12 protein-coding genes are annotated in these 14681 nt (G+C 53.2%); 1 reads left to right on the forward strand and 11 read right to left on the reverse strand.

Annotated elements, in window-relative coordinates; all coding sequences use genetic code 11:
* Window positions 1–32 precede the first annotated feature (32 nt).
* Entirely contained in the window at window positions 33–1040 is a 1008-nt protein-coding gene (locus BM427_RS11075; protein ID WP_090121588.1) for a luciferase-like monooxygenase, read from the forward strand.
* A gap of 86 nt (window positions 1041–1126) precedes the next feature.
* Here BM427_RS11075 and mtr read toward each other — a convergent pair whose 3' ends face one another.
* The 11 genes from mtr to rimP all read right to left on the reverse strand — a co-directional run bounded on the left by mtr (window position 1127) and on the right by rimP (window position 14647).
* Complete coding sequence (gene mtr, locus BM427_RS11080) at window positions 1127–2371, reverse strand: tryptophan permease (protein ID WP_090121589.1); 1245 nt, start codon at window positions 2369–2371, stop codon at window positions 1127–1129.
* A gap of 137 nt (window positions 2372–2508) precedes the next feature.
* The gene (locus tag BM427_RS11085) at window positions 2509–4416 is read right to left on the reverse strand and encodes a DEAD/DEAH family ATP-dependent RNA helicase (RefSeq protein ID WP_090121590.1); all 1908 of its coding nucleotides are present in this window, start codon (window positions 4414–4416) and stop codon (window positions 2509–2511) included.
* Window positions 4409–4489 (reverse strand): protein YrbN, encoded by an 81-nt coding sequence (gene yrbN / locus BM427_RS26350; RefSeq protein WP_107147034.1) that lies wholly within the window; start codon window positions 4487–4489, stop codon window positions 4409–4411. The genes BM427_RS11085 and yrbN overlap by 8 nt, the downstream gene beginning before the upstream one ends.
* 106 nt (window positions 4490–4595) lie before the next feature.
* Complete coding sequence (gene nlpI / locus BM427_RS11090; protein WP_090121592.1) at window positions 4596–5480, reverse strand: lipoprotein NlpI; 885 nt, start codon at window positions 5478–5480, stop codon at window positions 4596–4598.
* Between the two features lie 112 nt (window positions 5481–5592).
* A complete protein-coding gene (gene pnp, locus BM427_RS11095) occupies window positions 5593–7728 on the reverse strand; it encodes a polyribonucleotide nucleotidyltransferase (RefSeq protein WP_090121593.1) in 2136 nt (711 codons plus the stop codon).
* A 243-nt stretch (window positions 7729–7971) separates the two neighbouring features.
* Entirely contained in the window at window positions 7972–8241 is a 270-nt protein-coding gene (rpsO, locus tag BM427_RS11100; RefSeq protein ID WP_007369931.1) for a 30S ribosomal protein S15, read from the reverse strand.
* A 148-nt stretch (window positions 8242–8389) separates the two neighbouring features.
* Window positions 8390–9337, reverse strand: coding sequence for a tRNA pseudouridine(55) synthase TruB (gene truB / locus BM427_RS11105; protein WP_090121594.1), 948 nt, complete (start codon window positions 9335–9337; stop codon window positions 8390–8392).
* Complete coding sequence (rbfA, locus tag BM427_RS11110; RefSeq protein ID WP_039056815.1) at window positions 9337–9738, reverse strand: 30S ribosome-binding factor RbfA; 402 nt, start codon at window positions 9736–9738, stop codon at window positions 9337–9339. The genes truB and rbfA overlap by 1 nt, the downstream gene beginning before the upstream one ends.
* 204 nt (window positions 9739–9942) lie before the next feature.
* Window positions 9943–12654, reverse strand: a complete 2712-nt coding sequence (gene infB, locus BM427_RS11115) for a translation initiation factor IF-2 (protein ID WP_090121596.1) — start codon at window positions 12652–12654, stop codon at window positions 9943–9945.
* Window positions 12655–12678: 24 nt separating this feature from the next.
* On the reverse strand, window positions 12679–14166 hold the full coding sequence (gene nusA / locus BM427_RS11120) for a transcription termination factor NusA (protein ID WP_090121597.1): 1488 nt from the start codon (window positions 14164–14166) through the stop codon (window positions 12679–12681).
* A 28-nt stretch (window positions 14167–14194) separates the two neighbouring features.
* Window positions 14195–14647, reverse strand: coding sequence for a ribosome maturation factor RimP (gene rimP / locus BM427_RS11125; protein ID WP_139109737.1), 453 nt, complete (start codon window positions 14645–14647; stop codon window positions 14195–14197).
* Window positions 14648–14681: the final 34 nt, after the last annotated feature.

Below are 14681 nucleotides of genomic sequence, written 5' to 3' on the forward strand. Positions count from 1 at the left end.
CTGATAACGATGCTGTAGCAAAGTGAGTTTCTATGTCTGAGAAAACAATTCCCTTTTCGGTGCTGGATCTCGCGCCGATCCCACAAGGTTCTTCTGCCCGCGGGGCGTTTACCCATTCGCTGGATCTGGCAAAATTGGCTGAGAAGCGTGGCTATCACCGTTACTGGCTGGCCGAACACCATAATATGACTGGTATCGCCAGCGCAGCGACGTCGGTGCTGATTGGCTACCTTGCCGCCAATACGCAGACCCTACGCCTGGGTTCCGGCGGCGTGATGCTACCGAACCACTCGCCGCTAGTGATTGCTGAGCAGTTCGGTACGCTGAACACACTCTATCCGGGACGCATCGATTTGGGCCTCGGCCGCGCACCGGGCAGCGATCAGCGTACCATGATGGCATTACGTCGCCATATGAGCGGCGATGTCGATAACTTCCCGCGCGATGTTGCTGAACTGGTGGACTGGTTTGACGCCCGCGATCCAAATCCGCATGTCCGCCCGGTGCCGGGCTACGGCGAACAGATACCGGTCTGGTTGCTGGGTTCCAGCCTGTACAGCGCGCAATTGGCCGCACAGCTCGGCCTGCCGTTTGCTTTTGCCTCGCACTTTGCCCCAGATATGTTGTTCCAGGCTCTGCATCTCTATCGTGCGAATTTCAAACCTTCCGCTCGGCTGGAGAAACCTTATGCGATGGTGTGCATCAACATTGTTGTCGCCGACAGCAACCGCGATGCGGAATTCCTCTTTACCTCTATGCAGCAGGCGTTTGTGAAACTGCGGCGGGGTGAAACGGCGCAGTTGCCACCGCCAATCGCCGATATGGATCAGTTCTGGTCACCGTCCGAGCAGTATGGCGTACAGCAGGCACTGAGCATGTCACTGGTAGGGGATAAAGCGAAGGTGCGCCATGGGCTGGAGTCGATCCTGAGGGAAACGGACGCGGACGAGATTATGGTTAATGGGCAAATTTTCGATCACCAGGCACGGCTCTACTCGTTTGAGCTGGCAATGCAAGTGAAAGAAGAACTGCTCGGGTAGTTTTTGTCAGTGCCGGATGGCGCCTTGCGCCTTGTTCAGCCCGGTAGATTTGCTGGCCGGGTAAACGCAGCGCCTCCGGCATAAAATTACTGATAAACTGGCAGCAGATTAAAGCTGGAAAGCAGGTGTACTACGGCGTTACCGATGCCAAACAGCAGAATCAGGATAATCATTGGCTTGCCGCCCCAGACGCGAAATGCCGGGCTGCCAAAGCGTTTACGTGACGCATTCGCCAACAGCGCAGGAACAATCGCCGCCCAAATCGTCGCAGCCAACCCCGCATAGCCAATGGCATACAGAAAACCATTCGGCCACAGTAAACCACCGACAATCGGCGGCACAAACGTCAGCAAAGCCGTTTTGAAACGTCCAGTCGGTGAATCATCAAAGCCAAATAAATCCGCCAGATAATCAAACAGCCCCAAAGTCACCCCCAAGAATGAACTGGCAACCGCAAAGTTAGAGAAAATCACTAACAGCAGATCCAGGCTACGGCTGTTCAACACACCGCTGAGCGCCTGCACCAGTAAATCAATGTTGCCGCCCTTCGCTGCAATAGCAATAAATGCCGGACGCGGGATATTGCCCATCGTCACCAGGAGCCAGACAACATACAACCCCAGCGCCAGTAGCGTACCGTAGATCAGGCAACGGGTTATGGTGCGCGGATCTTTGCCGTAGTATTTCATCAGGCTTGGAACGTTGCCGTGATAGCCAAATGAGGCAAGACAAAACGGCAGAGTCATCAACAAATAGGGTGTATAGGATGCGTCGCTTTGCGCCACATTAAATAATGTCGCAGGCTGTACGTGCCCGATCAGGCTGCCAAATGTGAGGAAAAAAGTGATCACCTTCGCCCCCAGCACAATCGCCGTCATGCGGCTGACTGCGTGCGTGGAGAGCCAAACGATAAAAGCAATACCCAATGCAAAGCATAATCCCGCCAGACGCGGCGACACATCCAGCGACATTTCGGCAAAGGTATGATGCAGAATGGAGCTGCTCGCCGAAATATAAGCGTAAGTCAGAATATAGAGCACGAAGGCAATCGAGACGCCATTCAACAAATTCCAGCCTTTTCCCAGCAGATCCTTGGTGATGGTGTCGAAACTTGCCCCGCTGTGATAGTTAAGGTTGGCCTCAAGTATCATCAGACCCGAGTGCAGCATACAAAACCATGTAAACAGCAATGCCAGCAGTGACCAGAAGAACCACGCGCCGGACATCACTACGGGCAACGAGAACATGCCTGCGCCAATGATGGTGCCGCCGATAATGACCACCCCGCCGAACAACGAAGGGGAAGCCTGTGTGGTTGTCAGTGTCGACATCTGAAATATTCTCCTGTGGATTCAAAGCCTGAATTCAGGCCGCGCATTGTACCAGTACAGGAGTACATTCCAGAGAAAAAAAGCCCCGATCGTTTTGACCGGGGCTGTATCTTTTTCTTTACAGATCGTAAGGAAAATTAGGCGTCGTTGCGACGACGGTTGGTGCTTTCGTCACGATCGCGGCGCGGTGCACGACGTTCGCCACCTAAACTACGGCCTTCCTGACGCTCACCACTGAAGCGACGACCTTCGCCACGACCGCCTTCACGACGTTCGCCACCAACACCAGGACGACGCTCGCCGCCACTGCGACGTTCGGTACGCTCGCGTGGTTGTGCATCGCCCAGCAACTGCATATTCATCGGTTTGTTGAGAATACGCGTACGCGTGAAATGTTGCAGAACTTCACCTGGCATACCTTTCGGCAGCTCAATGGTGGAGTGCGAACCAAACAGCTTAATGTTACCGATGTAACGGCTGCTGATATCGCCTTCGTTAGCAATGGCGCCGACGATATGACGAACCTCAACACCGTCATCACGGCCCACTTCAATGCGGTACAGTTCCATTTCACCAACGTCACGACGTTCACGTTTAGGACGATCTTCGCCGCTGCGTTCTGGACGGTCGCTACGCGGGCCACGGTCGTTACGGTCGCCACGACGTTCGAAACGATCATCACGGTCGCGGAACTCGCGCTTAGGACGCATAGGCGCATCCGGCGGCAGGATCAGAGGACGTTCGCCCTGAGCCATTTTCAGCAGCGCTGCGGCCAGCGTTTCTACGTCCAGCTCTTCGCCTTCGGCAGACGGCTGGATTTTCGCCAGCAGCGCGCGGTACTGATCCAGATCGCTGCTTTCCAGTTGTTGCTGAACTTTCGCAGCAAATTTTTCCAGACGGCGTTTGCCCAGCAGTTCTGCGTTCGGCAGTTCAACTTCCGGAATGGTCAGCTTCATCGTACGCTCAATATTGCGCAGCAGACGACGCTCGCGGTTCTCAACGAACAGCAGTGCGCGGCCAGCACGACCCGCGCGACCGGTACGGCCGATACGGTGAACGTAAGACTCAGAATCCATCGGGATATCGTAGTTAACAACCAGGCTGATACGCTCAACGTCCAGGCCACGGGCCGCAACGTCGGTCGCAATCAGGATATCCAGACGACCGTCCTTCAGACGCTCCAGAGTTTGCTCACGCAAGGACTGGTTCATGTCTCCGTTCAGCGCAGCGCTGCTATAGCCGCTACGCTCCAGCGCTTCGGCCACTTCCAGGGTCGCGTTTTTGGTGCGGACGAAGATAATCGCCGCATCAAAATCTTCCGCTTCGAGAAAACGAACCAGCGCTTCATTTTTGCGCATGCCGAACACCGTCCAGTAGCTCTGGCTGATGTCCGGGCGAGTGGTTACGCTGGACTGAATGCGCACTTCCTGCGGCTCTTTCATAAAGCGGCGAGTAATGCGACGGATAGCTTCCGGCATGGTTGCAGAGAACAGAGCAGTCTGATGACCTGCCGGGATCTGCGCCATAATCGTTTCAACGTCTTCGATAAAGCCCATGCGCAGCATTTCGTCGGCTTCATCCAGAACCAGACCACTCAGTTTAGAGAGATCCAGCGTGCCGCGTTTCAGGTGATCCAGCAGACGCCCCGGAGTACCGACGACGATCTGTGGTCCCTGGCGCAGGGCGCGTAATTGCACGTCATAACGCTGGCCGCCGTACAGAGCAACCACATTTACGCCATGCATATGTTTAGAAAAATCGGTCATTGCTTCAGCTACCTGAACCGCCAGTTCGCGGGTCGGAGCAAGCACGAGGATCTGCGGCGCACGCAGGTCCGAATCGATGTTGTGAAGCAACGGAAGAGAAAACGCTGCGGTTTTACCGCTACCAGTCTGGGCCATGCCCAGTACGTCACGACCAGACAGCAGGTGCGGAATGCACTCAGCCTGGATCGGAGATGGTTTTTCGTAACCGAGATCGTTCAGGGCTTCAAGGATAGGAGCCTTCAGCCCCAGATCTGCAAAAGTGGTTTCGAATTCAGCCATGTAGTACAAGTGCCTCTATGTCATTGGCGGCCAGTCTACATAACTCATCGTGAAAATGATTAGCAATTTTCATTGAAAAGTGTGAACCGGCTCAAAGTAGATTGATTAACGAACAATAAAGCCCTCACCCGCGAAGATGATGACAATCAAAAGAGATTAAGGGCTGATATGTTCGTCAGCTATTGCTGGTCCGATTCTGCCAGGTCGTCATGCTCCTGGCCCAAGAGCGCTAATTCCAACAATGCGTAACGGTGCTCAACAAAATTATGAACGTTGTTAGCAACCGCTAGTTTGAACAGTGCCGTGGCGCTGTCCTTATCCCCCAGACTTAGGTAATACTTACCTAAATAGAAGTTGGTTTCACTGAGATGCTCAGCGAGCGAGGTGTTATCCGTTGCGTCTGCCTTCAGGCGATCCATCAGCGTTGCTTCGCTAATGTCACCGAGGTAGAACTCGACAATATTCCATCCCCATTGTCCCTTGTCCGATTTCTCGAAGCGCTGTTTCAGTGCTTCTTTTGCCTTTTTCTCATCGAGCTTTCGCTCAACAATGTAAAGCCACAGGCTACGGAAAGGATCATTAGGATCGTCTTGATAAAACGCTAGCAGATCATCTTGCGCTAACTTATCGCGACCGCCGTAATACAATGCGATCCCGCGATTCAAGTGCGCGTAGTTGTAAGTTGGATCAAGCTCAAGTACAGAATCAAACGCTTCATAGGCAGCATCAAAATTGCCTGCCTGCGTTAAATAAATGCCCAAGTAGTTGAATACTTCGGGCATATCCGGTCGGATTGCCAGCGCTTGTGAAAAATCATTCCGCGCTAATGCCCTCAGACCGAGACTATCATACAACACTCCGCGCTCATATAAAAGCTGTGCGCGCTCGTCATCGGTTAAAGCCCGACTGGCAAGAATTTGTTCCATGCGTGCCAGAATCACTTCTTGCTGCAAAGTCGGTTGCAATGGCACCGCGAGGACTTCGCTCTTACGCCAGGCAGAGTTGCTGCATCCTGCCAGCGTTAAAGCTGTCGCAACGAAACACCAGCGCAAAAAAGGCTTCATTTCCCACTCCCGAAGACAACAATTGGATGAACGTCCTGTCCCCCGGCTGCAAACATGGCGTCCTGCCCGCTAAATAAGCCCTCCACCTGGTGGGCGGAGGGCAAAGGCAACCTTACTCGCCCTGCTCTGCTTGCGGCGCTTCTAACGCTTCAGCAGGCTGAGTTTGTTCAGTCGCTTCTTTGATACTCAGACGAATACGGCCCTGGCGATCAACTTCCAGAACTTTCACCGGGACTTCCTGGCCCATCTGCAGATAATCGGTCACTTTCTCAACGCGCTTATCAGCGATCTGGGAGATGTGTACCAGACCTTCTTTACCGCCGCCGATGGCAACAAACGCGCCAAAGTCAACGATACGGGTCACTTTACCATTGTAGATACGGCCCACTTCGATCTCAGCGGTGATTTCTTCGATACGACGAATAGCGAATTTCGCTTTTTCACCGTCGGTCGCCGCGATTTTCACGGTACCGTCGTCTTCGATTTCAATAGTGGTACCCGTTTCTTCGGTCAACGCACGGATAACAGAACCGCCTTTACCGATAACGTCTTTGATTTTGTCCGGGTTAATCTTGATGGTGTGGATACGCGGTGCGAACTCAGAAATGTCGCCACGCGGCGCGTTAATCGCCTGCTCCATCACGCTCAGGATATGCAGACGTGCACCTTTTGCCTGGTTCAGCGCGACCTGCATGATCTCTTTGGTGATACCTTCAATTTTGATATCCATCTGCAGCGCAGAGATACCGTCGCGGGAGCCCGCTACTTTAAAGTCCATATCGCCCAGGTGATCTTCATCGCCAAGGATGTCAGACAGAACAACAAAGTTGTCGCCTTCTTTCACCAGACCCATTGCGATACCTGCAACAGCTGCTTTCACTGGCACGCCCGCATCCATAAGTGCCAGAGAAGCACCGCACACGGAAGCCATAGAAGAAGAGCCGTTGGATTCGGTGATTTCAGAAACCACACGAACGGTGTACGGGAATTTGTCTGCATCCGGCATTACAGCCAGCACGCCGCGTTTTGCCAAACGACCATGACCGATTTCACGGCGCTTCGGCGAACCGACCATCCCGGTTTCCCCTACGGAGTAAGGAGGGAAGTTATAGTGGAACAGGAAAGAGTCAGTGCGCTCGCCCATCAGCTCGTCGATGATCTGAGCATCACGCGCAGTGCCCAGCGTTGCCGTTACCAGCGCCTGAGTCTCACCACGGGTGAACAGTGCAGAACCGTGAGTACGCGGCAGAACACCGGTACGAACGTCCAGACCGCGGATCATATCTTTTTCACGGCCATCGATGCGCGGTTCACCAGCCAGTACGCGGCTACGCACAACATTTTTCTCGATAGCGTGCAGGATTTCGCCCAGCTCGTTAGCGTCCAGCGTTTCGTCTTCGGCAGTCAAAGTCGCAATAGTTTCAGATTTAATTGCATCAACCTGAGCGTAACGCTCCTGCTTGTCGGTGATGCGGTACGCATCGCTCAGACGAGATTCGGCCAGGGCAGCTACGCGCGCATTCAGCGCTTCGTTCACAGCTTCCGGCTGCCAGTCCCAACGCGGTTTGCCGGCTTCTTTCACCAGCTCGTTGATGTTCTGGATAACAACTTGCTGCTGTTCGTGGCCAAAGACCACAGCGCCCAGCATTTGATCTTCGCTCAGCAGTTCTGCTTCAGATTCCACCATCAGAACAGCCGCTTCAGTACCGGCAACAACCAGATCCAGTTTGCTCGCCTTCAGTTCTTCCTGGGTCGGGTTCAGCACGTACTGGTCATTGATGTAGCCCACGCGAGCAGCGCCGATCGGACCATTGAACGGGATACCGGACAGAGACAGTGCTGCGGAAGCACCGATCATCGCGACAATATCCGGGTTAACCTGCGGGTTAACGGAAACAACAGTGGCAATCACCTGAACTTCATTAACGAAACCTTCGGGGAACAGCGGGCGAACCGGACGGTCAATCAGACGCGCAATCAGGGTTTCACCTTCGCTCGGACGACCTTCACGACGGAAGAAACCACCCGGGATTTTACCAGCAGCGTAGGTACGCTCCTGATAGTTAACGGTCAACGGGAAAAAGTCCTGACCTGGTTTCGCTTTTTTCTGGCCAACAACGGTTACAAATACCGCAGTGTCATCCATGCTTACCATTACGGCAGCGGTGGCCTGACGCGCCATCATGCCGGTTTCCAGCGTAACGGTATGTTGACCGTACTGGAATTTACGAACGATCGGATTCAGCAAAATTCTGTCCTTTCTTATGAATGTCAGCACACCAAAGGCGTGCTGACAATTAAACCGAATCTTCATGCATCCTCGCGACTAATGACAACCCTAACCCGCCCCATTGCGGATAAAGCCTCTCATTAGCCGCGCGAACCTCTGCAGTGAAGACATACATGGCAACAATACATTAGTTTACTGCCAATTGCTGCCGCCTGGTTGAAAAAAGGGGCCATAAAGGCCCCTTCTTGAAACTCGCCAGACTTAGCGACGCAGACCCAGACGCTCGATCAGCGAGGTGTAGCGCGCAACATCTTTGCGTTTCAGGTAGTCGAGCAGTTTACGACGCTGAGAAACCATACGCAGCAGACCACGACGGCTGTGGTGATCTTTTTTGTGCTCTGCAAAGTGACCCTGCAGGTGGTTGATCTGTGCAGTCAACAGAGCAACCTGAACATCGGTAGAACCGGTGTCGTTTGCATCACGACCAAACTCAGAAACGATTTTAGCTGTAGCTTCAGTACTTAGAGACATTTTAAAACTCCAAAGTATTTATAAATGAAAGGGCGCCGATCTCTAATTCAGCGCTCCAGGGTTTAGCGCCGGGCAATGTTAAATACATAGCCCAACGTTAAGCGGCAATATTCTACTCGTAGTGACAGGTTCTCGCAAGGCAAGCCCGTTATACAGCGGGATACTCTACAACCAGACGACGCGGCGCCACGCGACCATCATCATCCATCTCGCCCATACCGATGAATTTACTTTCATCACCCTCTGTCACGCGTACCAGCCCCTCTTTTGGCGCGGCTGATGCGCGTACCGGCTGACCATTTTTGAAATACGCGGCCACGACAGAAGGAATATTGACGACAGGAAAATCGGATGCCGGGCTGTCCATCGGCATCAACAGAGGATCCAGTAGCTGCGCCGCTGGAATATTCTGCTGCTCAGCCAGGGATACCAGCTCGTGCAGGTGTTCCAGGGTGACCATCCGCTCAACCGGGTATTTGCTCACGGCCAGTCGACGCAGGTAGATAACATGTGCGCCACAACCCAGCTTCTCGCCCAGATCGTCAATAATGGTGCGGATGTAAGTCCCTTTAGAACAGTGGATTTCCAGCTCCAGCTCATTACCTTCATGCCGAATAAATAGCAACTCATAAACGGTAATAGGCCGTGCTTCACGCGGCACTTCAATTCCCTGACGCGCATACTCGTAGAGCTTCTTTCCCTGATACTTCAGCGCGGAATACATCGATGGCACTTGCTGCGTATCGCCACGGAAGCTTTCCAGCGCCGTAGCCAATTGATCGTCGGTAAAGGTTACCGGGCGCTCTGCGACAATTTGCCCATCTGCATCCGAAGTATCAGTTCGCTGGCCCAACCGTGCAATGACCCGATAACGTTTATCAGAATCCAGCAGATACTGGGAAAACTTTGTCGCTTCGCCCAGACAAACCGGCAACATACCTGTCGCCAGCGGGTCCAGCGCCCCGGTATGCCCGGCACGGTTAGCGTTGTAAAGGCGTTTGACCTTTTGCAGCACATCATTGCTTGACGCGCCTTGCTGTTTATCAAGCAGCAGAACGCCATGCACGTCGCGACCACGACGACGAGGACGACTCATCAGTCCTCCTTGCTGTCGTCCGGATTCACACGACGTTCATCATCATGCTTCACCACGCTGGTCACCAGGTTGGACATACGCATCCCTTCCACCAGCGAATTGTCGTAGAAGAATGTCAGTTCCGGCACAATACGCAGACGCATCGCTTTACCCAGCAGGCTACGAATAAAACCAGAAGCGTCCTGTAACGCTTTGATGCCCGCTTTAACAGAAGCTTCATCTTTGTCGTTAAGGAAGGTGACAAACACTTTGGCATAAGCCAGATCACGGGAAACTTCAACGCCGGATACGGTAGTCATCATCCCCAGTCGCGGATCTTTGATTTCACGCTGCAGGATAATCGCAATTTCTTTTTGCAGCTCCTGGGATACGCGCTGCGGGCGACCAAATTCTTTCGCCATAATAATTCTCCAGACTAAAAAGGGGCCGTAGCCCCTTTTGATATTCTGCCGGGTGGCGCTTCGCTTACCCGGCCTGCAATATTTGTATCCACTATGAATGCGGGTTACAGCTGGAGGGCAAATGCGTGCCCCCAGAAACACAGATAACGCTGTAACTGGGGTGTGCATATGCCACCAATGCCGCAGCCCGAAAAGCGATGCGGATTACTCGATTGTGCGCTGAATTTCGATAATTTCGAACACTTCGATCACATCGCCAGTGCGCACATCGTTGTAGTTCTTCACGCCAATACCACATTCCATGCCGTTACGGACTTCGTTCACGTCATCTTTGAAGCGACGCAGAGATTCCAGCTCGCCTTCATAGATAACCACGTTGTCGCGCAGGACGCGGATCGGGTTGTGACGTTTAACCACGCCTTCAGTAACCATACAGCCTGCGATCGCGCCGAATTTCGGTGATTTGAACACATCGCGAACTTCCGCCAGACCAATGATCTGCTGTTTCAGTTCTGGAGAGAGCATACCGCTCATCGCGGCTTTCACTTCGTCGATCAGGTTATAGATGACCGAGTAGTAACGCAGATCCAGACCTTCAGCTTCGATCACTCGACGTGCAGAGGCATCAGCACGAACGTTAAAGCCAACCAGAATAGCGTTGGACGCAGCAGCCAGAGTCGCGTCGGTTTCGGTGATGCCACCGACACCTGAACCCACGATCTTCACTTTCACTTCTTCAGTAGAGAGCTTCAGCAGAGAATCGGAGATTGCTTCGACAGAGCCCTGAACATCAGCCTTCAGTACGATATTCACTTCGTGAACTTCGCCTTCAGTCATGTTGGCAAACATGTTTTCCAGTTTGGATTTCTGCTGACGTGCCAGTTTAACTTCGCGGAATTTACCCTGACGATACAGCGCAACTTCACGCGCTTTCTTCTCGTCACGCACAACGGTTGCTTCATCGCCTGCGGCAGGAACGCCGGAAAGACCGAGGATTTCAACCGGAATAGACGGACCAGCTTCAGTAACTTCACGGCCAAGCTCGTCACGCATCGCACGCACACGGCCGTATTCGAAGCCGCACAGAACGATATCGCCTTTATGCAGAGTACCTTCACGAACCAGAACGGAAGCAATCGGACCACGACCTTTATCCAGGAAGGATTCGATAACGACACCGCTCGCCATACCTTTACGGACAGCGTTCAGTTCCAGCACTTCGGCCTGCAGCAGGATTGCATCCAGCAGATCGTCGATACCGGTACCCGCTTTCGCAGAAACGTGTACGAACTGGCTTTCTCCGCCCCACTCTTCCGGGATGATACCGTACTGAGCCAGTTCGTTTTTAACGCGATCCGGATCGGCTTCAGGTTTATCAATCTTGTTCACTGCAACCACCACCGGCACCTGCGCTGCTTTCGCATGCTGGATAGCTTCGATGGTTTGCGGCATGACGCCGTCGTCGGCAGCAACAACCAGAACAACGATATCCGTTGCCTGAGCACCACGGGCACGCATTGCAGTAAACGCGGCATGGCCTGGGGTATCCAGGAAGGTGATCATGCCGTTGTCGGTTTCAACGTGGTATGCACCAATGTGCTGAGTAATGCCGCCCGCTTCGCCGGAGGCCACTTTCGTCGAACGAATATAGTCCAGCAGAGAGGTTTTACCGTGGTCAACGTGACCCATGATGGTCACGACTGGCGCGCGCGGTTCAGCCGCAGCCCCAGTATCACGGTCGCTCATTACCGCTTCTTCCAGCTCATTTTCACGACGCAGGATAACTTTGTGGCCCATTTCTTCAGCAACGAGCTGCGCGGTTTCCTGGTCGATAACCTGGTTGATGGTTGCCATAGCACCCAGTTTCATCATGGCTTTGATGACCTGAGAGCCTTTAACGGCCATCTTGTTCGCCAGTTCGCCAACGGTGAGGGTTTCACCGATTACCACGTCGCGGTTAACCGCCTGCGCCGGTTTCTGGAAGCCCTGCTGCAAAGCAGAACCTTTACGCTGGCGACCACCTTTGCCACCGCGAACCGCTGCACGCGCTTCTTCACGATCGGCTTTGCTCTCAGCGTGTTTGTTACCTTTCTTCGGACGCGGCGCTTTAGCCGTGCGGGTACGACCCCGACCACCTTCAACTTCACGGTCGTTGTCATCTTCCGCCTGTCGCGCATGCTGCGAAGTGGTTACATGATAATCGCCGGTAGTCTCTTCTTCATCGCTGCTGGCTACCCAGCCATTTTCATTTTGTTCCGCCATACGACGAGCTTCTTCCGCTACGCGACGCGCATTTTCTTCCAGTTTACGGCGTGCCTCTTCTTCCGCTTTGCGCTTGAGTTCTTGCGCTTCAGCTTCGCGACGGGATTTCTCCGTCTGGGCTGCCCTGGTCATTTCGTCAGATTGTTGGTTGCTCACTTTGCTATTTTCCGCAGCCTCGCGTTTTGCATTTTCAGCATGTTCGCGTTTAGCTTTTTCTTCAGCTTCACGTTTCAGGCGACTTTCGGCCTCACGCTTTGCTTTTTCCTCGGCTTCGCGCTCAGCGGCTTCCTCTGCTTCACGACGGGCCTTCTCTTCCGCTTCACGCTTCGCCTCTTCTTCCGCAGCGAGACGTTCAGCCTCTTGTGGATCGCGTTTTACAAAGGTGCGTTTTTTACGGACTTCGATCTGCACCGACTTACTTTTACCACCGGTGCCCTGGATACTTAATGTGCTGCGCGTTTTGCGCTGCAGCGTCAGCTTATCAGGCGACGAACCGTGTTCACGGTTCAGGTGCGCCAGAAGCGTCTGCTTTTCTTGTGCCGTCACTGAGTCTTCAGCGGACTTGCGGATCCCTGCATCAGCAAATTGCTGCACCAGGCGGTCCACGGAGGTCTGAATCTCAGCGGCCAGCGTTTTTACGGTTACATCTGTCATGCTGTTCCTTCCTGCTACAGTTTATTACGCTTCGTCACCAAACCAGCAAATATTACGTGCGGCCATGATGAGCTCACCTGCTTTCTCGTCGGTTAACCCTTCGATATCACTCAGGTCATCCACGCCTTGCTCGGCGAGGTCTTCAAGCGTACAAACACCACGAGCAGCCAGTTTGAAAGCCAATGCACGATCCAGACCTTCCAGATTAAGCAGGTCATCAGCCGGCTCTTTATTGCCGCGACTCTCTTCCTGCGCCAATGCCAGAGTGGTCAGGGCATTTTTCGCACGATCGCGCAGGGCTTCAACGGTGCCTTCATCCAGACCGTCGATTTCCAGCAGCTCTTTAATTGGCACATAGGCCAGTTCTTCCAGCGTAGAGAAACCTTCTTCGACCAGGACGGTAGCGAAATCTTCGTCAATGCCCAGGTAACGGGTGAAGGTATCAATTGCCGCATGCGCTTCAGCCTGATGCTTGGACTGCAGGTCCTCAACGGTCATAACGTTGAGTTCCCAGCCACTTAGCTGAGACGCAAGACGCACGTTCTGACCATTACGGCCGATAGCTTGCGCGAGGTTACCTGCCTCAACGGCGATGTCCATGGTGTGCTTGTCTTCATCCACAACGATAGAAGCGACATCTGCCGGCGCCATTGCGTTGATCACGAACTGAGCTGGGTTGTCGTCCCACAGCACGATATCAATACGCTCGCCACCCAACTCGGTAGAAACCGCCTGAACACGCGCACCACGCATACCAACGCAAGCGCCGACCGGATCGATACGCTTATCGTTGGTCTTCACTGCGATTTTGGCGCGAGAACCCGGGTCGCGGGCTGCAGCTTTAATCTCGATCACTTCTTCGCCAATTTCCGGCACTTCGATGCGGAACAATTCGATCAGCATTTCCGGCTTGGAACGCGTAACGAACAGTTGAGCACCGCGCGCTTCAGGACGCACAGCATACAGTACGCCACGGATGCGGTCGCCTGGACGGAAGTTTTCACGCGGCAACATGTCTTCACGCAGGATCACTGCTTCAGCATTGCTACCGAGGTCAAGAGTGATGTTATCGCGGTTAACTTTTTTCACCACCCCAGTGATGATTTCGCCTTCGTGTTCACGGAACTGATCAACCACCATCGCGCGCTCCGCTTCACGCACTTTCTGTACGATAACCTGCTTCGCAGTTTGCGTGGTGATGCGGTCAAAGGTCACGGATTCAATCTGATCTTCGACGTAGTCGCCGACATTCAGACTTTCGTCTTCGTAACGCGCCGCTTCAAGCGTGATTTCACGCGTCGGTTGCGTTACCTCTTCGACAATCACCCAGCGACGAAAAGTATCGAAATCACCACTTTTACGATCGATGCTTACGCGCACATCAATCTCTTGCTCATATTTTTTCTTGGTTGCTGTAGCTAAAGCACTTTCCAGCGCTTCAAAGATTTTTTCACGCGGAAGCGACTTTTCGTTAGAAACAGCTTCAACAACAGCCAAAATTTCTTTGTTCATTGGGGGCCTTTCACCTCAATCCAGACTGTTAAAAGTGGGGGACCAGGTTCGCTTTCTGAATATTACTCAACGCGAACACTTCATCTTTACCTTCGACCGTAACGGTGATCATCTCGCCATCGACATCTTTAATGATGCCCTGCCATTTACGGCGGTTCTGCACCGCCATACGCAGCACCAACGAGACTTCGTCGCCCTTAAAGCGCGCATAATGCTCAGCCGTAAACAACGGACGCTCAAGACCTGGTGAGGAAACTTCCAGGTTGTAAGCAACGGTAATTGGATCTTCAACATCCAGTACCGCACTGACCTGGTGGCTGACATCAGCGCAATCTTCAACATTGATGCCATCTTCACTATCAATATAGATGCGCAGCGTAGATGTGCGACCACGCACAAACTCGATACCGACCAGTTCATAGCCCAGTGCTTCAACCGGTGCCGTAATCATCTCTGTTAATTTTTGCTCTAATGTGGACAAGTCCACCCCCAAGACATAAAAAAAGGGCGTATAG

The sequence above is a fragment of the Kosakonia arachidis genome (genome assembly GCF_900116535.1).
Classification (GTDB): Bacteria; Pseudomonadota; Gammaproteobacteria; order Enterobacterales; family Enterobacteriaceae; genus Kosakonia; species Kosakonia arachidis.